This window comes from Streptomyces sp. NPDC004134 (assembly GCF_042874195.1).
GTDB lineage: Bacteria > Actinomycetota > Actinomycetes > Streptomycetales > Streptomycetaceae > Streptomyces.
On sequence record NZ_JBIAMS010000013.1, the window covers coordinates 1 to 17,139 of the forward strand.

20 protein-coding genes and 1 pseudogene are annotated in these 17,139 nt (G+C 72.3%); 7 read left to right on the forward strand and 14 right to left on the reverse strand.

All coding sequences use genetic code 11. From position 1 onward, the window contains the following. Positions 1-603: 603 nt before the first annotated feature. A complete protein-coding gene (locus ACFYVJ_RS17695) occupies positions 604-1,248 on the reverse strand; it encodes a response regulator (protein WP_388892320.1) in 645 nt (214 codons plus the stop codon). Continuing rightward, complete coding sequence (locus ACFYVJ_RS17700; protein WP_388892323.1) at positions 1,245-2,429, reverse strand: sensor histidine kinase; 1,185 nt, start codon at positions 2,427-2,429, stop codon at positions 1,245-1,247. The genes ACFYVJ_RS17695 and ACFYVJ_RS17700 overlap by 4 nt, the downstream gene beginning before the upstream one ends. An 82-nt stretch (positions 2,430-2,511) precedes the next feature. On the opposite strand from ACFYVJ_RS17700, the gene ACFYVJ_RS17705 reads away from it, so the two are divergent. Continuing rightward, the gene (locus tag ACFYVJ_RS17705) at positions 2,512-3,522 is read left to right on the forward strand and encodes an SDR family NAD(P)-dependent oxidoreductase (RefSeq protein WP_388892326.1); all 1,011 of its coding nucleotides are present in this window, start codon (positions 2,512-2,514) and stop codon (positions 3,520-3,522) included. A gap of 89 nt (positions 3,523-3,611) precedes the next feature. On the opposite strand, the gene ACFYVJ_RS17710 is transcribed toward ACFYVJ_RS17705, so the two are convergent. The 3 genes from ACFYVJ_RS17710 to ACFYVJ_RS17720 all read right to left on the reverse strand — a co-directional run bounded on the left by ACFYVJ_RS17710 (position 3,612) and on the right by ACFYVJ_RS17720 (position 5,399). Then, positions 3,612-4,562, reverse strand: a complete 951-nt coding sequence (locus ACFYVJ_RS17710; RefSeq protein WP_388892329.1) for a phosphotransferase family protein — start codon at positions 4,560-4,562, stop codon at positions 3,612-3,614. A gap of 73 nt (positions 4,563-4,635) precedes the next feature. Then, entirely contained in the window at positions 4,636-5,190 is a 555-nt protein-coding gene (locus ACFYVJ_RS17715; protein WP_388892332.1) for a Clp protease N-terminal domain-containing protein, read from the reverse strand. Beyond that, positions 5,190-5,399 carry a helix-turn-helix domain-containing protein gene (locus ACFYVJ_RS17720; protein ID WP_125937010.1) on the reverse strand — a complete coding sequence of 70 codons (210 nt, stop codon included), beginning with the start codon at positions 5,397-5,399 and terminating at the stop codon, positions 5,190-5,192. Before ACFYVJ_RS17720 ends, ACFYVJ_RS17715 begins: the two co-directional genes overlap by 1 nt. Before the next feature lie 124 nt (positions 5,400-5,523). Here ACFYVJ_RS17720 and ACFYVJ_RS17725 point away from each other — a divergent pair, with 124 nt between their 5' ends. Continuing rightward, the gene (locus ACFYVJ_RS17725; protein WP_388892336.1) at positions 5,524-5,808 is read left to right on the forward strand and encodes a type II toxin-antitoxin system Phd/YefM family antitoxin; all 285 of its coding nucleotides are present in this window, start codon (positions 5,524-5,526) and stop codon (positions 5,806-5,808) included. Then, positions 5,805-6,197: a type II toxin-antitoxin system VapC family toxin gene (locus ACFYVJ_RS17730; protein ID WP_388892339.1), complete on the forward strand. Its 393-nt coding sequence runs from the start codon at positions 5,805-5,807 to the stop codon at positions 6,195-6,197. The genes ACFYVJ_RS17725 and ACFYVJ_RS17730 overlap by 4 nt, the downstream gene beginning before the upstream one ends. A gap of 38 nt (positions 6,198-6,235) precedes the next feature. Here the strand turns inward: ACFYVJ_RS17730 and ACFYVJ_RS17735 are convergent, their stop codons facing one another. The 4 genes from ACFYVJ_RS17735 to ACFYVJ_RS17750 form a co-directional block, all read right to left on the reverse strand. Continuing rightward, positions 6,236-7,198 (reverse strand): zinc-binding dehydrogenase, encoded by a 963-nt coding sequence (locus ACFYVJ_RS17735; protein ID WP_388892341.1) that lies wholly within the window; start codon positions 7,196-7,198, stop codon positions 6,236-6,238. Between the two features lie 92 nt (positions 7,199-7,290). Continuing rightward, on the reverse strand, positions 7,291-8,043 hold the full coding sequence (locus ACFYVJ_RS17740) for an amino acid ABC transporter ATP-binding protein (RefSeq protein ID WP_388892644.1): 753 nt from the start codon (positions 8,041-8,043) through the stop codon (positions 7,291-7,293). Between the two features lie 17 nt (positions 8,044-8,060). After that, positions 8,061-9,029 carry an amino acid ABC transporter permease gene (locus ACFYVJ_RS17745; protein ID WP_388892344.1) on the reverse strand — a complete coding sequence of 323 codons (969 nt, stop codon included), beginning with the start codon at positions 9,027-9,029 and terminating at the stop codon, positions 8,061-8,063. Between the two features lie 36 nt (positions 9,030-9,065). After that, positions 9,066-9,992, reverse strand: a complete 927-nt coding sequence (locus ACFYVJ_RS17750; RefSeq protein ID WP_388892347.1) for an ABC transporter substrate-binding protein — start codon at positions 9,990-9,992, stop codon at positions 9,066-9,068. 494 nt (positions 9,993-10,486) lie between these two features. Here ACFYVJ_RS17750 and ACFYVJ_RS17755 point away from each other — a divergent pair, with 494 nt between their 5' ends. Further along, positions 10,487-11,701: an NADP-dependent malic enzyme gene (locus ACFYVJ_RS17755; protein ID WP_388892350.1), complete on the forward strand. Its 1,215-nt coding sequence runs from the start codon at positions 10,487-10,489 to the stop codon at positions 11,699-11,701. 195 nt (positions 11,702-11,896) lie between these two features. On the opposite strand, the pseudogene ACFYVJ_RS17760 reads toward ACFYVJ_RS17755, so the two are convergent. Further along, a pseudogene (locus ACFYVJ_RS17760) lies at positions 11,897-12,073 on the reverse strand (aldo/keto reductase); the annotation flags it as partial. A 23-nt stretch (positions 12,074-12,096) separates the two neighbouring features. On the opposite strand from ACFYVJ_RS17760, the gene ACFYVJ_RS17765 reads away from it, so the two are divergent. Beyond that, a complete protein-coding gene (locus ACFYVJ_RS17765; protein WP_388892353.1) occupies positions 12,097-12,678 on the forward strand; it encodes a TetR/AcrR family transcriptional regulator in 582 nt (193 codons plus the stop codon). Between the two features lie 22 nt (positions 12,679-12,700). On the opposite strand, the gene ACFYVJ_RS17770 is transcribed toward ACFYVJ_RS17765, so the two are convergent. Further along, positions 12,701-13,498, reverse strand: a complete 798-nt coding sequence (locus ACFYVJ_RS17770; RefSeq protein WP_388892355.1) for a class I SAM-dependent methyltransferase — start codon at positions 13,496-13,498, stop codon at positions 12,701-12,703. Positions 13,499-13,620: 122 nt separating this feature from the next. Between ACFYVJ_RS17770 and ACFYVJ_RS17775 the strand changes: the two genes are divergently transcribed. Further along, the gene (locus ACFYVJ_RS17775; RefSeq protein ID WP_388892357.1) at positions 13,621-14,217 is read left to right on the forward strand and encodes a CGNR zinc finger domain-containing protein; all 597 of its coding nucleotides are present in this window, start codon (positions 13,621-13,623) and stop codon (positions 14,215-14,217) included. A 129-nt stretch (positions 14,218-14,346) separates the two neighbouring features. Here ACFYVJ_RS17775 and sodX read toward each other — a convergent pair whose 3' ends face one another. Further along, positions 14,347-14,781 (reverse strand): nickel-type superoxide dismutase maturation protease, encoded by a 435-nt coding sequence (sodX, locus tag ACFYVJ_RS17780; protein ID WP_388892359.1) that lies wholly within the window; start codon positions 14,779-14,781, stop codon positions 14,347-14,349. 148 nt (positions 14,782-14,929) lie between these two features. On the opposite strand from sodX, the gene sodN reads away from it, so the two are divergent. Continuing rightward, a complete protein-coding gene (gene sodN, locus ACFYVJ_RS17785; protein WP_047020362.1) occupies positions 14,930-15,325 on the forward strand; it encodes a superoxide dismutase, Ni in 396 nt (131 codons plus the stop codon). A 172-nt stretch (positions 15,326-15,497) separates the two neighbouring features. Here the strand turns inward: sodN and ACFYVJ_RS17790 are convergent, their stop codons facing one another. Both ACFYVJ_RS17790 and ACFYVJ_RS17795 read right to left on the reverse strand, forming a co-directional pair. Beyond that, positions 15,498-16,367: a hypothetical protein gene (locus tag ACFYVJ_RS17790; RefSeq protein WP_388892361.1), complete on the reverse strand. Its 870-nt coding sequence runs from the start codon at positions 16,365-16,367 to the stop codon at positions 15,498-15,500. Between the two features lie 87 nt (positions 16,368-16,454). Further along, positions 16,455-17,033 (reverse strand): DUF4352 domain-containing protein, encoded by a 579-nt coding sequence (locus ACFYVJ_RS17795; protein WP_388892363.1) that lies wholly within the window; start codon positions 17,031-17,033, stop codon positions 16,455-16,457. Positions 17,034-17,139 lie beyond the last annotated feature (106 nt).

Sequence of the window (17,139 nt, forward strand, 5' to 3'; positions counted from 1 at the left end):
AGCCGGTGGCCGCTCGACTATGCGGGCCTCATCCCGATGCCGGAGCAATCCCCCGGATCAGGTCGAACCCGTACACCACTTCCCAGGACGCAACCTGAATACGTGGAAACCCACCCACCGGATCCGCGCAAAACGCCCGCCTGGGGCGACTTTCGCCCACCTACGTGCAGGCAGCCTCTCCTCGGCCAGCGTTCGGCGCCGCGCCCCTTCACCCCGACGCGGCCCCCCGGGGCTCGGTTCCCCCGCGTTCTACGGTCACGCCAACCCCGTACGCCCCCCAACCTGCGCACGGCCCCGGGCCGCCCCCGTGCCATGCTCCAATGCCTCAGCCCCGTCCCCGGCCCACCCCACGAACGCCCCCCGGCCTCAACCCCGTTACCGCGCCCACCTCGAACCCGCGCGCAGCCACGCTCCCAGCTCGACCCGGCTAGCGGTATCCCGAGCAGGCCCGCCCCGGCCCCGGCTCTCGGGCCTCCGCGCTCCCGGCGGCCCCAGACCCCCGGCGGCTCCGGGCCCCCGGCCGGCCCCGCCCCAGGCGCCCGTCCCACCCCGCACCCCCCCGCTCGACCGCCCATCCACACCGGCCCCCGAGTCGCCGCCCCCTCACCCGGCCAGATCCCGCGCCGCCAGCGCCGCCTGGACCCTGTTCGTCACCCCCAGCTCCGCCAGGATCCGGCTCACGTGCGCCTTCACCGTCGACTCCCGCAGCCCCAGCATCGCCCCGATCTCCGCGTTCGTCATCCCGTCCGCCACCGCCGACAGCACCTGCCGCTCCCGCGGCGTCAGCCGTGCCGCCGCCTCCCTCGCCGCCTGGCTGCGGCCCGCCTCCGGGCGGTGGAAGCGGCTGATCACCGTGCGCGTGACCGTCGGGGAGAGCATCGCTGCGCCCGCCGCGACCACGTGGATCGCCTGGAGGATGGCGTCCGGCGGCGTGTCCTTGAGCAGGAAGCCCGCCGCGCCCGCCGCCAGCGCGCCGTAGACGTACTCGTCCAGGTCGAACGTCGTCAGCACGATCACCGCCGGCGGATCCGGCAGCCGGCACAGCGCCGCGGTGGCAGCTATGCCGTCCATCCCCGGCATGCGGATGTCCACCAGGGCGACGTCGACCCGCCGGCTGCGCGCCGCCGCCACCGCCGCGGCGCCCTCCGCCGCCTCCCCGGCGAGTTCCAGCCCCTCGTCCGTGGCGACCAGGTCTCTCAACCCCGCGCGCACGAAGGCGTCGTCGTCGACGACCAGGACCCGGATCACCGCACCGCCACCGCGCTGAGCGCAGCAGGCTCTTCCACCGGGTGTACGGGCACGGGCAGTTCCGCGGTGAGCACGAACCCGCCCTCCCCGGTGCGCCCCGTGGTGAGTTCGCCGTGCAGGGCGGCCACCCGCTCGGCTATGCCCACCAGGCCGTAGCCCCGCGACGGGCCGTCCTGCGGCTCCGGTGCCACCCCGCACTCGTTCTCCGCGCGTATCACGACCCGCGTCCTCGTCACCGTCACCGTGAGGTCGACCGGCCTGCCGGGGGCATGCTTGCGGGCGTTCGTCAGGGCCTCCTGCACGATGCGGTGGGCGGCGAGGCGGACGGCGGCGGGCAGGCCCGCCAGGTCGTCGGTGCGGGCGCGGACCCCCGTGCCCGCACGCTCGGACTCGGCGATGAGCGCGGGCAGGTCGTCGGCCGTGGGGGCGAGCGGGACCGGGCCCTCGTGGTCGCGGAGCGCCCCCAGCAGGTCCCGCAGGTCGTCGAGGGCGTGCGCGCTCGTCGTACGGAGCAGGTCGAGGCGTTCGCGTACGGGCTCGGGGACCGCTTCGCCGCGGCGCTGGAGCACGCCGGTGTGCAGGACGAGCAGGCTGAGCCGGTGGGCGAGCACGTCGTGCATCTCGCGGGCGATCCTTGCGCGTTCGGCCATCCGCACCTGCTCGTCGCGCAGCCGGTTCGCCGCCTCCAGGTGCTCCAACTGCCGCGCGAGCGAGCCGGCCAGGTCGCGCTGGCTGCGCACGGCCAGGCCGACGGCCAGCGGCACGGCGAGGATCGCGCAGGGGAAGAGCACGACCTGCGGCATGTTCACCAGCTCGCGGAACGGACCGAACGCGGCCGGTACGAAGACGGCGCCGGTCAGCGCTGTCGCCGTACCCCGCGGCCGCCACAGCGTGACCCCGTACAGCGCGATGAACACCGGCCAGACCTGGCTCTCCAGCAGAAACCCCGCGCCGGTCACCGCCACCACCGCCACCGGCATCCGGCGGCACAGCGGCAGCACCGCGCACAGCGCGCCGGCCACGACGGTGCTCGCCGCCGGCGACGTGAGGAGCCCCGCCTGCTCGGTCAGCGCCGCGCGCACCGACTTGAACACGACGAAGACGAACCCCGCCGCCAGCAGCAGCCGGAGCTGCGGCGGAGTCAGCAGTGCGCGGCGCACGGGCCGTTCGGCGGTGGACATACCGGCATCGTAAACAGCCCCACTGACACGCACATTCGACGAAAGTCGGGGGTCGGCCCCGGCCCGCCACCGCCGTTGGTCGGTGCGCACCGCCGCCGGGCGGCGGATGCGGCGCGCGCTGTACGGGCCGGAGGGTGGAGCCGTACCGCAGGTCGAGGAGGGACAGCACATGCAGGACGGCAGCAGTGGGTCGGTGGGTCGGCGGCACGTACTGGGCGGGGCGGCAGCGGCGATGGCCGCCGCGGGGGTGGGCCTCGGGGCCGGCGCCCGGACGGCTTCGGCGCAGGAACGCGGGCAGCGGGGCAAGGGCCGCAGGTACGCAGGGAAGACGGTCCTCGTCACCGGCGCCACCTCCGGCATCGGGCGGGCCGCGGCGATCGCGTTCGCCGCGGAGGGCGCGCGGGTCGGGTTCTGCGGGCGGCGCCGGGACCTGGGGCAGGACGTCGAGCGGCGGATCCGCCAGGCGGGCGGCGAGGCGACGTACGTCAGGGCCGACGTGCGCAAACCGGAGGAGGTGCGGGGGTTTGTCGACGCGGTGGCGCAGAAGTACGGTGGCCTCGACATCGCCCTCAACAACGCGGGGATCCAGAAGCCGTTCACCGACCTACACGAGGTCTCGGTGGCGGACTGGGACGACGTCACGCTGACCAACACCCGCGGCATCTTCCTGGCGATGAAGTACGAGATCCCCCACCTGCGGGCGCGCGGGGGCGGCGTCATCCTCGTCACCGGATCGTCCAACCAGTACGCGACGCGCCCGGGCCTCGGCTCGTACACGGCGAGCAAGAACAGCGTCACGGGCCTGGTGCAGGCGGCGGCGATCGAGAACGGAACGCACGGCATCCGCGTGGTGGCGCTGGCGCCGGGGATGACGGACACGCCGATGCTGGACGTGCACCGGCCACCGGGCGACACGGACGAGCAGTGGGCGGCGCGGAAGGCGGAGTTCGGCCGGCAGGGGATCGACGCCTTCAAGCGGATGGCGACGCCGGAGGAGATGGCGTCGGCGGCGCTGGGGCTGGCGTCGGACGACATGGGGTTCCAGACGGGTGCGACGGTGGTGGTCGACGGCGGGCAGTTGGCGGGCATGTGACCGCCCGGTCGGGCGGATGACCGCGTACGGAACGGGAAGCGCGGGCCCGGCGCACACCGAAACGGGCCCGCGCCCCCGCGCACGCCCGCTCAGCGCAACGCGCCCATCAGAGCCACGACATACGCATCCAGCCGCCCCTCCACCGCTTCCGTCGTCAGCTCCGTCCGCCCCGCCTCCCGCCACGGCACCGACACCACCTCGGTTTCCTCCGAGAACGACAGCGCGTCCCGCACCAGCCAGTACCGCCGCGCACGCCGCTCGGCGGCCAGTGCCCCGCCCGCCTCCTCGTACGCCCCGGCAAACCGCAGACCCCACGCGGGGCCGTGCAGCAGCGCGAGATTGGTGGCGCAGTGCGCCACGTCGAGATCCGCGGGTCCCCAGGAGGGCTGCGCCCAGTCGACGACGCCGGTGATCCGGACGGAGTCGGGGCCGGCGGGCGCTCCGTCGAACAGCACGTTGCCGGGATGGAAGTCCCGGTGCAGGAAGCGGCCTTCGCCGGCCGGCGGGGGCTCACGGATCACGTCGATCGCCGCGGCCCATGCCGCCGTGTCGGCGTTGTTCGGTACGACGACGGTCTCGGCGGTCGTCGACGTCTCGTACGCCACGGGCCGCTCGGCGGGCCGCAGCGCGTGGATCGCCACGAGCTGGCGGGCGAGCAACGGGACGCGCGCCTCCAGCCCTTCGTCGTCCAGGGCGGTACGGCCCGGCAGATGCGTCATCAGCAGCGACGGGTGCTCGCAGTGCGCGGCGGCCTGATCCACCGCGACCAGCCGGGGAGCCGGCACGCCGGTCCCCGCGAGCAGGGTCAGCGCGGCGGCCTCCCGGGCCAGCCACTCCGGGGCGTGCTCCCGGCCGGCGAAGGTCCGCAGCACGAGGTCGCGGCTGCCGCCGCCGGCCGCGGCGACGGTCAGCCGCCGCACCTCGGCGCTGATGCCGCCGAGCAGCGCCTCGGTACGGACGATCCGCTCCCCTGCCGCGAGGTGCCCGCGCACCCAGGCGAGGGTCGACGGCCGGAGGGCCGCGTCGTCGTGGTCGGTCATCGCCCCACCTCACCACCCGCGCGGCGGTGCGCGCAAAGAGGATTGCGGCGAGGAGGGCGGCGCCGAGTCGCTTCTACCCCGCGCGCTGCACGGCCGGCAGGGCGGCCTCGATGGCGGCGTACGTGGCGCCGTGGTCGGCCAGGACCTCGGCGGCGATGCCGGGAGCGGCGGCGAGGGCGAGCAGGATGTGCTCGTCGCCGATGGCCTTGTCCCCGCGCCCCAGGGCGATCCTGAGGGACCGTTCCAGCACGGCCTTGGCTTCGGCGTCGAACCTGGTACGTCCCCGCCGCCATGCGCGCCGCCGGGCGAGGGCGCCGGGGCCGTGGGCGGACTCGACGTGGTCGACGACGGCGGCTACGTCGATGCCGATGCCGGCCAGCGCCTCGGTGTCGGACTTCGTCAGCCCGCCGCGCCGCCGGGCCTCGTCCAGCCCCCGCAGCACCCCGGCCCGCCGCGCCTCGCTGTCGACCCCGGCGGCGGCCAGCGCGACGGCCCCTTCGGTCCCGGACCCGGCGAGGAGCTGGCGGAGCAGGTGCTCGGGGGCGACGTGGGAGTCGCCGTCCCGCTCCGCGCGCTCGGCCGCACCGCGGACGAGGTCCCTGGCGGCCTGGGTGAACCGTTCGAACATCAGCGCCTCCCGTGCTTCTTGTGTACCGCCTGCCGGCTGACCCCGAGCTCGGCCGCGACCTCCTGCCACGACCAGCCCTGGTTCCGCGCGCTCCGCACCTGCACGGCCTCCAACTGCTCCAACAGCCGCCGCAACGCAGCCACGGCCCGCAACCCCTCCCGGGGATCGGCACCCCCGGCCCGCTCGGCAAGCTCGGTCGCCTCACTCATGACGTCAACCTACGTTGACACCAGGCCAATGTCAACCAAAGTTGACACCCTCTCGCGAGCAGACCAGATGTAGGTACACTGGAGTTTCTGTAGGTACACCTTGGCGATCAGGAGGGAGCGATCGATGAGCGCGATTTCCGTACGCGAGTTCTCGTACAACCCCAGCGCGGTCTTCGCTCGCGTCGAGCAGGGCGAAGCCGTCCAGGTCACCCGGCACGGGAACGTGATCGCCATACTGCTGCCCGCCTCGGGTGCCGCGGAGCGCTACGCCGACCTGGTGTCGCGCGGCCAGATCCGCCTCAAGGCCGCGACGAGCGCCGATCTCTCCGGGCTTCCGCGCTACCAGGTCCCCGAGGACGCAGACCCGCTGGCGGTGCTGCTCGCCGAACGCGAGGACGACCCCCGGTGATCTATCTCGACGCCTCTGCCGTGATCACCCTCGTCGCCGGCCGCCGCCACGCGGCCGAACTCCGCGGGTACCTCGGAGCGAAGCCCGCGGCGCCCATGGCGACGAGCACGATCGGCTTCGTCGAGACCGTGCGCACCCTGGACCAGATGGGCAGCTTCCCCACCGCCATGCAGGACCTCATGCGGGACCTGACCGAGGTCCTGGTCACCGAGGAGGTCCGCGACCTCGCCGGTCTCCTGCCCGGCCGCGTACGCACCTTGGACGCGTTGCATGTCGCCAGCGCGCAGACGATCGGCCCCGCACTCGACTCGCTGATCAGCTACGACAAACGGATGCTGGAGGTCGCGCGGGAAGTCGGCCTACCGACCGCCGCTCCGGGCATGGACTGACGGCGCCCTCCCGGACCGCCGCCCCTTCAGCCGCGCGCTCAGCGGGTCAGGACCACCTTGCCGAACAGGTCGCCCGTCGCCATCTTCTCGAAGCCCTCCCGGGCGCGGTCCAGCGGCAGCACCGTGTCGATCACCGGGCGGACGCCCTTCGACGCGCAGAAGTTCAGCAGGCCCGCCAGTTCCTCCTTGCTGCCCATCGTCGAGCCGACGACCTTCAGTTCCAGGAAGAAGATGCGCTGCAGCTCCACCGCGGCAGGGTTCGGGCCGCTCGTCGCGCCGGAGATGACCAGGGTGCCGCCCGGGCGCAGGGACTTCACCGAGTGGGACCACGTCGCCGCGCCCACCGTCTCCAGGACCGCGTCCACCCGGTGCGGCAGGCGCGTGCCCGGGGGCACCGCGGCTTCCGCGCCCAGGTCCTCCGCCCGCTTGCGCTTCGCCTCGTCGCGGCTCGTCGCGTACATCCGCAGTCCGGCCGCCGCGCCCAGCACGATCGCCGCCGTGGCGACGCCGCCGCCCGCGCCCTGGACCAGGACCGAGTCGCCCGGGCGTACGCCCGCGTTGGTGAAGAGCATGCGGTACGCCGTCAGCCAGGCCGTCGGCAGGCACGCGGCCTCCTCGAAGCTCAGCTCCTTCGGCTTCGGCAGGACGTTCCAGGCCGGGACGGCGACCTGCTCCGCGAACGTGCCCTGGTACCGCTCCGTCAGCAGCGACCGCGGCTCGTTCGGGCCCACCCCGTGGCCGGTCTGGCCGATGACGGAGTGGAGGACGACCTCGTTGCCGTCGGCGTCGACGCCCGCCGCGTCGCAGCCGAGGATCATCGGCAGGGCGTCCTCGCCGAGTCCGACGCCGCGCAGCGACCACAGGTCGTGGTGGTTGAGGGAGGCGGCTCTGACGTCGACGACGGCCCATCCGGGCGGGGCCTGCGGCGCGGGCCGCTCCCCCAACTCCAGGCCGTTCAGCGGCTCGTCACGGTCGATGCGGGCTGCGTAGGCGGCGAACATGACCATGAAGTTACGCCCAGGGGCGGGGGCCGTACCAGCCCCCGCCCCGCCGAGCGAAATTTCTCACCCGGGTCCCGGGACCCGGAAGCGGCTCACAGCACCTTCGACAGGAACGCCTTCGTCCGCTGGTGCTGCGGGTTCGTCAGGACGTCCCGCGGGTGGCCGGACTCCACCACCGCGCCGTCGTCCATGAACACCAGCGCGTCCCCGACCTCCCGCGCGAACCCCATCTCGTGCGTGACGACGATCATCGTCATGCCCGACTCCGCGAGGTCGCGCATCACGTCCAGCACCTCGCCGACCAGCTCCGGGTCGAGCGCCGAGGTGGGCTCGTCGAAGAGCATCAGCTTCGGCTCCATCGCCAGCGCCCGCGCGATGGCGACGCGCTGCTGCTGGCCGCCGGAGAGCTGCGTCGGGTAGCCGGCCGCCTTGTCGGCGAGGCCCACCCGGTCCAGCAGCCGCAGCGCGCGCTCCCGCGCGGTCGCCTTGGACTCCCGCTTGACCTGGACCGGCGCCTCCATGACGTTCTCCAGCGCCGTCATGTGCGGGAAGAGGTTGAAGCGCTGGAACACCATGCCGATGTCCTTGCGCTGCGCGGCGACCTCTTTCTCCTTCAGCTCGTAGAGCTTGTTGCCGTGCTGCCGGTAGCCGACGAGGTGGCCGTCGACGTACAGCCGGCCGGCGTTGATCTTCTCCAGGTGGTTGATGCACCGCAGGAAGGTCGACTTGCCGGAGCCGGAGGGGCCGACGAGGCAGAAGACCTCGCGCGGCGCGACCTCCAGGTCGATGCCCTTGAGTACGTGGGTGAGCCCGAAGGACTTGTGTACGCCCTCGGCCCTGACCATTGCCGTCATGGCGGCGCTCACCTCGTTCCCCTCAGCCGCGGCCCGGAGAAGACGCTCCGCCGGATCTTCTGCCACGGGGTCAGCGGCAACTGGCGTACGGAGCCCTTGGCGTAGTGCCGCTCGATGTAGTACTGGATCACGCTGAACACGCTGGTCATCGCCAGGTACCAGATGGCGACGACGATGTACATCTCCATCGGGTTCAGGTTGGTCGCGGAGATCTCGTTGGAGACGAACGTCAGCTCGGTGTACTGGATCACCATCGCCAGCGACGAGGTCTTGAGCATGTTGATGAACTCGTTGCCCGTCGGCGGCACGATCACCCGCATCGCCTGGGGCAGCACGATGCGCCGCATCGTCTTGCCCCGGCTCATGCCGAGCGCGTGCGACGCCTCCGTCTGGCCCTCGTCGACCGACTGGATGCCGGCGCGGACGATCTCGGCCATGTACGCGGCCTCGTTGAGGCCGAGGCCGAGGAGCGCCGCCACGAACGGGGTCATGACGTCGGTCATCTCGTTCTTGTAGAGCGGACCCAGGTTGAGGGTCTGGAAGACGAGGCCGAGGTTGTACCAGAGCAGCAGTTGCAGCAGCACCGGGGTGCCGCGGAAGAACCAGATGTAGAGGTTGGCGAACGCCGAGGTCACCGGGTTGTCCGAGAGCCGCATGACCGCGAGCACGATGCCGAGCACCACGCCGAGCAGCATGGCGAGCACGGTGATCAGCAGCGTGTTCCCGGCGGCTTCGACGACCCGGTCGGAGAACAGGTACTCGGGGACGTCGCCCCACTCGATCTTGGCGTTGGCGAAGGCGTAGACGAGCAGCCCGAGGAGCGTGAGGACGACCGCGGCACTCACCCAGCGCAAGGGGTGGCGCACGGGTATCGCCTTGATCGTCTCAGGCGGCACCGCGGTGGCGGTGCCGGTCTTCGAGAGCTCGGGCCCGGCCGGTCGCTTGTCGGCCGGGCCCGGTGAGTTCGGGTCGGTCACGGGAGGACTTCTCTCTGGAACGGCTGCGGGCGGTCGTTACTCGTTGCCACCGTTGACGGTGGCCTTGTCGACGCCGCCCTGCTGGACTTCCCACTTCTCCAGCACCTTCTGGTACTCGCCGTTCTCGATGATCGCGTCCAGCGCCTCGGCGAGCGCGTCGCGCAGCTCGGCGTTGTCCTTGGCGACCGCGATGCCGTACGGGGCGGCGTCGATCTGCTCGCCGACGACCTCGAAGTCGTCGCCGCCGCCCGACTCGCGGGCGTTGTACGCGGCGACCGGGAAGTCGTTCAGGTCGGCGACGGCCCGGCCCTGCTTCACCTGCTGCAGCGCCTCGGTGTCCTTGGTGAAGGGCAGCGTCTTGATCGGCTTGTCGCACTTCTCGTTCTGCGCCTTGGCGATGTCCGCGCTGACCGTGCCCCGCTGGAAGGCGACGGTCTTGCCGCACAGGTCGTCGAGCGTGGAGATGCCGTCAGGGTTGCCCTTCTGGACCAGGATGGAGACGCCGGCGGAGAAGTAGTCGACGAAGTCGACCTCGGCCTGGCGCTCCTTGTTGTCGGTCATCGACGACATGATGATGTCGAAGCGGCCGGAGTCGAGCGACGGGATCAGGTTGTCGAAGACGTTGTTCTGGAACTGGAACTCGACGCCCAGCTCCTCGCCGAGCGCGTTGGCTATGTCGATGTCGACGCCGGCCGGCTTGCCGCCCTGGTCGAATTCCATCGGGGCGTACGCGATGTCGGAACCGACCTTGATCACGCCGGCGTCCTTGATGGCCTTGGGCAGCGCGCCGGGCGCCGCGTTCGACGAGGTCTTGGTCTCGCCGCCGCCGTCGCCGCTGTCGCCCCCGTCGTCGGTCTGGTCGCCGCAGGACGAGAGCACGAGGGCCCCCGCGGCGGCGAGTGCCCCGACGGCCACCAGTCGAGACTTGGCTGCTCCGGTGCGCCGGGTGGTGCGAGGGCTCATTGCGGGATCCTCCTGCGGGGGGTGAACGGGGGTCAGAAGTTCACGGCCCCGGACGCGGCAGTTTGGTACGCCTGGGGCGGATGTCGACGACTGCCGACGACGGCATCTTTGCATCCGGAAGACACGGCTCAGGAAGGCTGCCGGGTCAAAATCCGATAACAGGTTCGGTAGTGAGACGTAGCTCACGTTGCGGCATTCCGCCTAAACGGCGTGAATCGCATCATTTCGCAGTATGCGAGCCTCCGCATGGCTATGCGATTCGGCTCCGCTCAGTCTCGAGAAGTTGCTCGCACGGGGCGCTCGGCTTCCTGTACAACGGACACTTACACCCCAAATCCGGGGCCCAGGGCGCGAGTGCGGCGCGCCCGGTGTCCGGGCCTCACCGTGGCCATGGCGCTCACTCCGCGGCCAGGCGGCCGGACACGTGCCCGCCCACCCCTCGACCGAGAGGGGTGGTTCCTCTTTCTATGACGTGTGACTAAGGGGTCAACAACGTGGCAGCGGAGATCGTCAACCCTCCGAGCGGGACGGATACGTCCGACAGCCCAGACGACGACTACTTCGACCCGGCCTTCGCCCTCCACCGCGGCGGCAAGATGGCCGTCCAGGCGACCGTGCCGGTCAACGACAGGGACGACCTGTCGCTCGCCTACACACCGGGCGTCGCCAAGGTGTGCACCGCCATCGCGGAACAGCCCGAGCTCGTCCACGACTACACCTGGAAGTCCCAGGTCGTCGCCGTCGTCACGGACGGCAGCGCGGTCCTCGGCCTCGGTGACATCGGGCCGGAGGCGTCCCTTCCGGTGATGGAGGGCAAGGCCATCCTCTTCAAGCAGTTCGGCGGCGTGGACGCGGTCCCCGTCGCGCTGGACTGCCGCGGGGTCGACGAGATCGTCGAGACCGTGGCGCGGCTGGCGCCCTCCTTCGGCGGGGTGAACCTGGAGGACATCTCCGCCCCCCGCTGCTTCGAGATCGAGCGCAAGCTCCAGGAGCGCCTGGACATCCCGATCTTCCACGACGACCAGCACGGCACCGCCGTCGTCACGCTCGCCGCGCTGCGCAACGCGACGAAGCTCAGCGGGCGGTCGCTCGGCGAGCTGCGCGCGGTGATCTCCGGGGCCGGCGCGGCCGGTGCGGCAATCGCGAAGATCCTCGTGGAGGCCGGCATCGGGGACGTGGTCGTCGCCGACCGCAAGGGCATCGTCTCCGCGGACCGCGAGGACCTGACCGACGCCAAGCGGGAGCTGGCGGAGCTGACCAACCGGGCGGGGCGTACGGGCTCGCTGGAGTCGGCACTCGCGGGCGCGGACGTCTTCATCGGGGTCTCCGGCGGCACGGTGCCGGAGCGGGCGGTGGCCACGATGGCGGAGGGCGCGTTCATCTTCGCCATGGCCAACCCGAACCCGGAGATCCATCCGGACGTGGCGCACAAGTACGCGGCGGTCGTCGCCACCGGCCGCAGCGACTACCCGAACCAGATCAACAACGTGCTGGCGTTCCCCGGCATCTTCGCGGGCGCGCTCCAGGTGCGCGCCTCGCGGATCACCGAGGGCATGAAGCTGGCGGCGGCCGAGGCGCTGGCCGACGTGGTCGCGGGCGAGCTGAGCCCGGAGTGCGTCATTCCGTCACCGTTCGACGAGCGGGTGGCGCCGGCCATCACGCGCGCGGTCGCCGCGGCGGCGCGCGCGGAGGGCGTGGCGCGGCGGTAGCGGGCCGCGCGGCCCGTACGGCGCACGCCCGGCGGGCGGCGGCCGTACGGGCCGTGGAGAACCGCGAGCGGGGCCGTCCGGCGGTGTGCCGGGCGGCCCCGCTTCACGTCGTACGGAGGCACTGTCGGGGCCGGCGCGTACGGGCGGGCGCATACGGGCGGCGGCGTTCGGGCCGCGGCCTGTGGCCCGTACGCCTCAGGCGGCGACGCGCTCCCCCGGCGCCCGGCGCCGCAGCCCGGCGTGCAGGATCGCCGGCGGGTCGTACGCCATGTCCAGCCGCCCGACCTCCGTGCCCGGCGGCACGATGGCGTCGATCTCGTCCAGCACGTCGTCGCCGAGGGTCGTCCCGGCGCCCGCGAGCAGGTCGTCCAACTGCATGCAAGGGGACTTCACGCATGCCTGAGCGCAGCACTACGGGGGAGCCGGCCCCCGGCCGCCGCATGCGGCCGGACGTCCGGCGCAGCCTCGACGCGCTGCTGACCGCGGCCGCCGAGGTCTTCGAGACGGAGGGCGTGGACGCCCCCGTACGCCGCATCACGGCGAAGGCAGGGGTGGGGGCGGGGACGCTCTACCGGCACTTCCCGCAGCGCTCGGACCTCATCACGGCCGTCTTCCGCAAGGAGGTCGACGCCTGCGCCGCGGCCGCCCCCGCGCTCGCCGCGCAGTACGAGCCGGTGGAGGCGCTGACGCGGTGGCTGCACCGCTTCACCCGGTTCATCGCCGCCAAGCAGGGCCTGAAGGCCGCGCTCCACTCCGGCGACTGCGCGTACGAGAGCCTGCCCGGGTACTTCCAGGAGCGCTTCGTCCCCGCCCTGACCGAACTGCTGGACGCCGCCGCCGCGGCCGGCGGCATCCGCTCCGACGTGGCCCCCGGCGACCTGCTGCAGGCGCTCAGCAGCATCATCGACCCGGACGACCAGGAGTACACGCGGCGCATGATCGGACTGCTCGCGGACGGGCTGCGCTACCGCGGCTGACGCCGCCCGCCGGCACCGCCGCTCAGCGCAGCGCCAGCACCGCCGCGTCCCGCGCGGACGCCCAGACCGTACGGGCCTCGGCGAAGCCGGCCGCGCGCAGCGTCTCGGCGTGCCAGGCGGGCGCCTGGACGTCGCCGTCGGCGTGGCCCTCGTTCGGGTCGTTCGGGTCGCCGAATATCGCGAAGCGCTCCGCCGCGGGGCCGCCGAGCACCGGGTCGGCGGCGACCACGCGCCACCAGTCCGCCCAGTCCAGCACGCCTTCCGCCCGCTCGCGGTCCTGGCGGACCTTGCCCCAGTTGCGCACGGCCTCGTTGATGGCGGGCGTGGCGGGGTCGGGCATGTGGTCGGCGTTGACGAAGATCCCGCCCTCGCGGACGACGCCGGCGATCTGCCCGTAGAGCGTGGCGAGCTGGTCGGAGAAGAGCCAGTGCAGCGCGGTGGAGGTGAGCACCGCGTCGTACGAGCCGTGCGGCAGCCGCGCCGCCCAGTCGGGCTTGGCGAGGTCGGCGGTGACGAACTCGGCACGGGGGTCGTCCGCGAAGGTGCCGCGCGCGATGGCGAGGAGTGCGGGGTCCAGGTCGACGCCGGTAGTGCGGGCGCCGGGGAACCTGTGCAGCACCCGGGCGCTGATGCTGCCCGTACCGCAGGCCAGGTCGAGCACCCGGGGCTCGGGTCCCACGAGGGCCTCGACGGCGTCGAGCATCACCCGGAAGCGGTCCTCGCGATCCGGCATGTACCACTCCTGCTGGCGGTCCCAGCTCGCCTGCCAGCCCTGCCAGTCGGCCCCCACGGGCGTTGCGGCGGCGGTCGTTCCGGCCATTGCTGCCTCCCCTGCCTCTGCTGCGTAATACCCTCTATACGGGGTCGTCCATTACGGCCCCGCCGCGTCAGCATAAGCCGAGCTCGTAAGGACTACAAGTGGAACTGGCCTATTACTCAGATATGGCCGTGCGCCTCGTCAACACCGAGGAGCCGCAGCGCGGCACCGACTCGCTGACCTCGCTGGACGCGGCCAAGGAGCTCTTCCGGGACAGCGGCAACTTCACCCGGCGGGCCACGGACGCCGACGTCAGCAGGCTGCGCCAGGTGCGCGGGCGGCTGCGGGGGATCTTCGAGGCGGCCGACGAGGGCGACGAGGTACGCGCCGTCGACATGCTCAACGCGCTGCTCATCGACTTCCCGGTCAGCCCGCAGGTCAGCGGGCACGACTTCCGCGACGAGGACGGGCGGCCCAAGTGGCACCTGCACATCGCGGAGCAGTCGGCCAACTCCGGGGCGGGCTTCGCCGCCGCGGCGTGCATGGGACTGGCCGTGCACCTCACCGACCTCGGCGTCGACCGCCTGGGCCTGTGCGCGGCCCTGCCGTGCCGCAACGTCTTCCTCGACACCTCGACGAACCGGTCCCGCCGCTACTGCTCCGACCGCTGCGCCACCCGCGCCAACGTCGCGGCCTACCGCGCCCGGAAGCGCCAGGCCAACGGCCGTACCGCGGACGCCGCGCACGAGACCGCGCCGGACGCGGACCGCACCGGAAACTGACGGCCACCCGCGGGCCCGGCTCCGCCGCGGCAGGCGGGAGAAGGCGAGACGGCAGCGGCGGGGAACGTACGCACCCCGAAGTGCCCTCCCGCCGCAACCGCGGCAGCGGCCCCTCGCCGGCTCCGCCGCTTATCGCGCCCGGAAGCGCCAGGCCAGCGGCCGTACCGCGGACGCCGCCCAGGAGACCGCCGCGGGGACCGAGCGGACCGAGCGCTGAAGGCCCTTCGGGGGGCGCAGGCGCAGGAGGGCGCGGGCGACCACCAGTTCGTCCGGTACGGCGCCGAACTCCCGGCTGTCGTTCTCCACGAACCGGTTGTCGCCCAGCACCCACCAGCCGCCGTCGCGGCGCGCGACCACCCGTTTCACGATCAGCAGATCCTGCTGGAACGGATGGCGCAGCACCGCCACGTCACCGGGCCGCACCGCCACCCCGTACTGCACGACAAGCTGATCCCCCGGACGCAGCGTGGGCACCATCGACGGACCGTCGACCGCCGCGAGGCCGAGGCGCTGCAGCCCTCGGCGCCCGGCGTCGTGCCTGCGCTCGTTCACCTGGCCCTGCATCGGGCATGCACCTCCGGCCTGTCGTCCACAAGGCCCAGCCTTCCACTGGACTTTTGACCTAAGCCCTCCGGGGCACTCGCGAATTTTCGTTCCCCACGGAGTAATGTCCCACCTGGAAGACGATCACGAGGAAGGACGGCTGCTTTCCATGTTTTCTCGCCTGTTCGCCCCCAAGGTGACGGTCAGTGCCCACTGCGACCTCCCCTGCGGCGTCTACGACCCGGCCCAGGCCCGTATCGAGGCCGAATCGGTCAAGGCCATCCAGGAGAAGATGCAAGGGAACGACGACCCGCACTTCCAGGCGCGGGCCACCACCATCAAGGAGCAGCGCGCGGAGCTTGCCAAGCACCACGTTTCGGTGCTGTGGAGCGACTACTTCAAGCCCCCGCACTTCGAGAAGTACCCTGAGCTGCACCAGCTCGTCAACGACACGCTCAAGGCCCTCAGCGCCGCCAAGGGGTCCACCGACCCGGCCACGGGCCAGAAGGCGCTGGACTACATCGCCCAGGTCGACAAGATCTTCTGGGAGACCAAGCAGGGCTGAGCCCCTTACGGGCTACGGACACCCGCGCGCCCGTACCGTCACGGACGGTACGGGCGCGTTCCGGTGTCCGGGCCGCCCGGGGCGCGTCGGCTCCGCTCCGGGTGGCAGTTCCCTGCTACGCCCGCCGACCGGCAACTTCTTGCCGCCGCGGGCCCGTTGTCACGGCCGCCGACTACTTCTCGAGATCGGCGAGGGCCGCCTTCGTCTCGTCCTTCAGCATCTGCTCCACCTCGTCGGGCGACGGCGGGTCGGTGGAGTCGGTGCCCCCGTAGTAGCTCCAGTCCATCTGGTAGGTGAACCAGCCGTCGCGTACGGCCAGGCTCATGGAGCGGCTGCTGCTGTCGCCCTCGCCGTTCTCCCGGACGAGGTACGCCTCTTCGCCGAAGCCCTTCACCGGCTCGGTCTTGTACTTGTAGTCCGCGTCCGAGCGGTCCTCGTAGCCCTTGTACGTCGGGGCGAACTCGCCCGTGGGGTCCGACGCCCCGTGCCAGATGGCGGTGACGGAGACGTACGAGCTGGAGTAGTCGTCCGGGTCCTGGTCGCGGTCCGTCAGGCTCCAACTGCAGAAGCTCTGGGACAGCGCGTCCTGCTCCGAGCCCCAGCCGGTGGCGCCGCCGGAGGCGTCCGGGATGTCGTACCGCTCGTCGAACGCCTTCAGCTCGACGGTCTCGCAGAGGTCCTTCTCGAACCGGTAGCCGAGGACCGGCTCGGGGTCCTCCGACGAGTCGAACCCGCCGGTGGCGAAGAGCGCCCCCGCCCACACCGCGGAGGCGACGACGACGCCCCCGAGGCCCCACAGCCAGGCCGGCACGCCCTTCTTCTCCGCGGCGCCGAAGCCGGGCGGCGGCGCCCCCGGGGGCTGGCCGGCCGGCTGGCCCGGCGGGCCGCCGGAGGGCTGGCCGGCGATCGGGACACCGGCGGGCATCGTCGGCTGTGCGTACGGATACTGCTGCGGCACCGAGCCCTGGGGCTGCTGCTGTGCGTAGGGGTTGGGGTTGTTCTGCTGGTACGGATTCGGCGGCGGGCCCGGCGGTATCGACATGAGCGCAATGTACCGCCTGGCGGGGACGGCGGCCGAGCCATCCCACCGGCGCCCCCGGACGGGGGCGGGCGCGCCGGGAGACGGGCCTCAGAGCGGGAGGCTCCAGGTGGCGGGCTCCTTCTCGAAGTCGCCGACGACGACCTCGACATCGAGGTTCTTCGCGCCGTCGGGAACGAAGAAGGCGAACTTCTGCGTGGCCTTCTTGCCGGGCAGCACGGTGCCGGTGAAGCCGCCGCCGACCTGGCCGTCGAAGATCTCCTCGGCCTCGTTGCCCTCCTCCCCCGCGCGGGCCATGAGGAGGGTCATGGCCGGGTCGAACTTCGCGTCCCCGACGTTCTCCAGCGTGACCGTCACCTCGAAGGGCTTGTGTCCTGCCGGGACCTCGACCATCTCGTCGATGGCGTACGGCGACGCCTCGGAGACGGTGGCCTTGAGGTCGTCGTAGGCCGCGGTGTCGCCCGGGGCCAGCGCCCCGCCCTGCTCCTTAGGCGCGTCCTCCTTCCCGGAGTCCTTCCCGCTCCCGCCGCCCTGCGCGGCGGAGCCGGCCTTCTCGGTCTTCGGCTCCTCGGAGCCGCAGGCGGTGAGGCCGCCGAGGGCGAGCACGGCGGCGACGGCGCCGGCGACGGCGAGAACTCCGCGGCGGGGCGCGGTGACGGATGCGGACATGGGTCCCTCCCCTGATCGGCGAACCCCCGTTCGGGGCTCTGGGGGCAACATTAGAGATGACTGTGAACGTCGTCAACACAAGAATTCATCGAGCTTCTATTCACGC

Excerpts from the sequence above, each read along its gene's own strand:
- ACFYVJ_RS17710 (WP_388892329.1), bottom strand. The coding sequence starts at position 4,562 with ATGACCGACCACGACGACGCGGCCCTCCGGCCGTCGACCCTCGCCTGG.
- ACFYVJ_RS17775 (WP_388892357.1), top strand. The coding sequence starts at position 13,621 with ATGGCCGTGCGCCTCGTCAACACCGAGGAGCCGCAGCGCGGCACCGAC.
- ACFYVJ_RS17715 (WP_388892332.1), bottom strand. The coding sequence starts at position 5,190 with ATGTTCGAACGGTTCACCCAGGCCGCCAGGGACCTCGTCCGCGGTGCG.
- sodX (WP_388892359.1), bottom strand. The coding sequence starts at position 14,781 with ATGCAGGGCCAGGTGAACGAGCGCAGGCACGACGCCGGGCGCCGAGGG.
- ACFYVJ_RS17735 (WP_388892341.1), bottom strand. The coding sequence starts at position 7,198 with ATGTTCGCCGCCTACGCAGCCCGCATCGACCGTGACGAGCCGCTGAAC.
- ACFYVJ_RS17770 (WP_388892355.1), bottom strand. The coding sequence starts at position 13,498 with ATGGCCGGAACGACCGCCGCCGCAACGCCCGTGGGGGCCGACTGGCAG.
- ACFYVJ_RS17750 (WP_388892347.1), bottom strand. The coding sequence starts at position 9,992 with ATGAGCCCTCGCACCACCCGGCGCACCGGAGCAGCCAAGTCTCGACTG.
- ACFYVJ_RS17795 (WP_388892363.1), bottom strand. The coding sequence starts at position 17,033 with ATGTCCGCATCCGTCACCGCGCCCCGCCGCGGAGTTCTCGCCGTCGCC.
- ACFYVJ_RS17720 (WP_125937010.1), bottom strand. The coding sequence starts at position 5,399 with ATGAGTGAGGCGACCGAGCTTGCCGAGCGGGCCGGGGGTGCCGATCCC.
- ACFYVJ_RS17790 (WP_388892361.1), bottom strand. The coding sequence starts at position 16,367 with ATGTCGATACCGCCGGGCCCGCCGCCGAATCCGTACCAGCAGAACAAC.
- sodN (WP_047020362.1), top strand. The coding sequence starts at position 14,930 with ATGTTTTCTCGCCTGTTCGCCCCCAAGGTGACGGTCAGTGCCCACTGC.
- ACFYVJ_RS17765 (WP_388892353.1), top strand. The coding sequence starts at position 12,097 with ATGCCTGAGCGCAGCACTACGGGGGAGCCGGCCCCCGGCCGCCGCATG.
- ACFYVJ_RS17740 (WP_388892644.1), bottom strand. The coding sequence starts at position 8,043 with ATGGTCAGGGCCGAGGGCGTACACAAGTCCTTCGGGCTCACCCACGTA.
- ACFYVJ_RS17725 (WP_388892336.1), top strand. The coding sequence starts at position 5,524 with ATGAGCGCGATTTCCGTACGCGAGTTCTCGTACAACCCCAGCGCGGTC.
- ACFYVJ_RS17700 (WP_388892323.1), bottom strand. The coding sequence starts at position 2,429 with ATGTCCACCGCCGAACGGCCCGTGCGCCGCGCACTGCTGACTCCGCCG.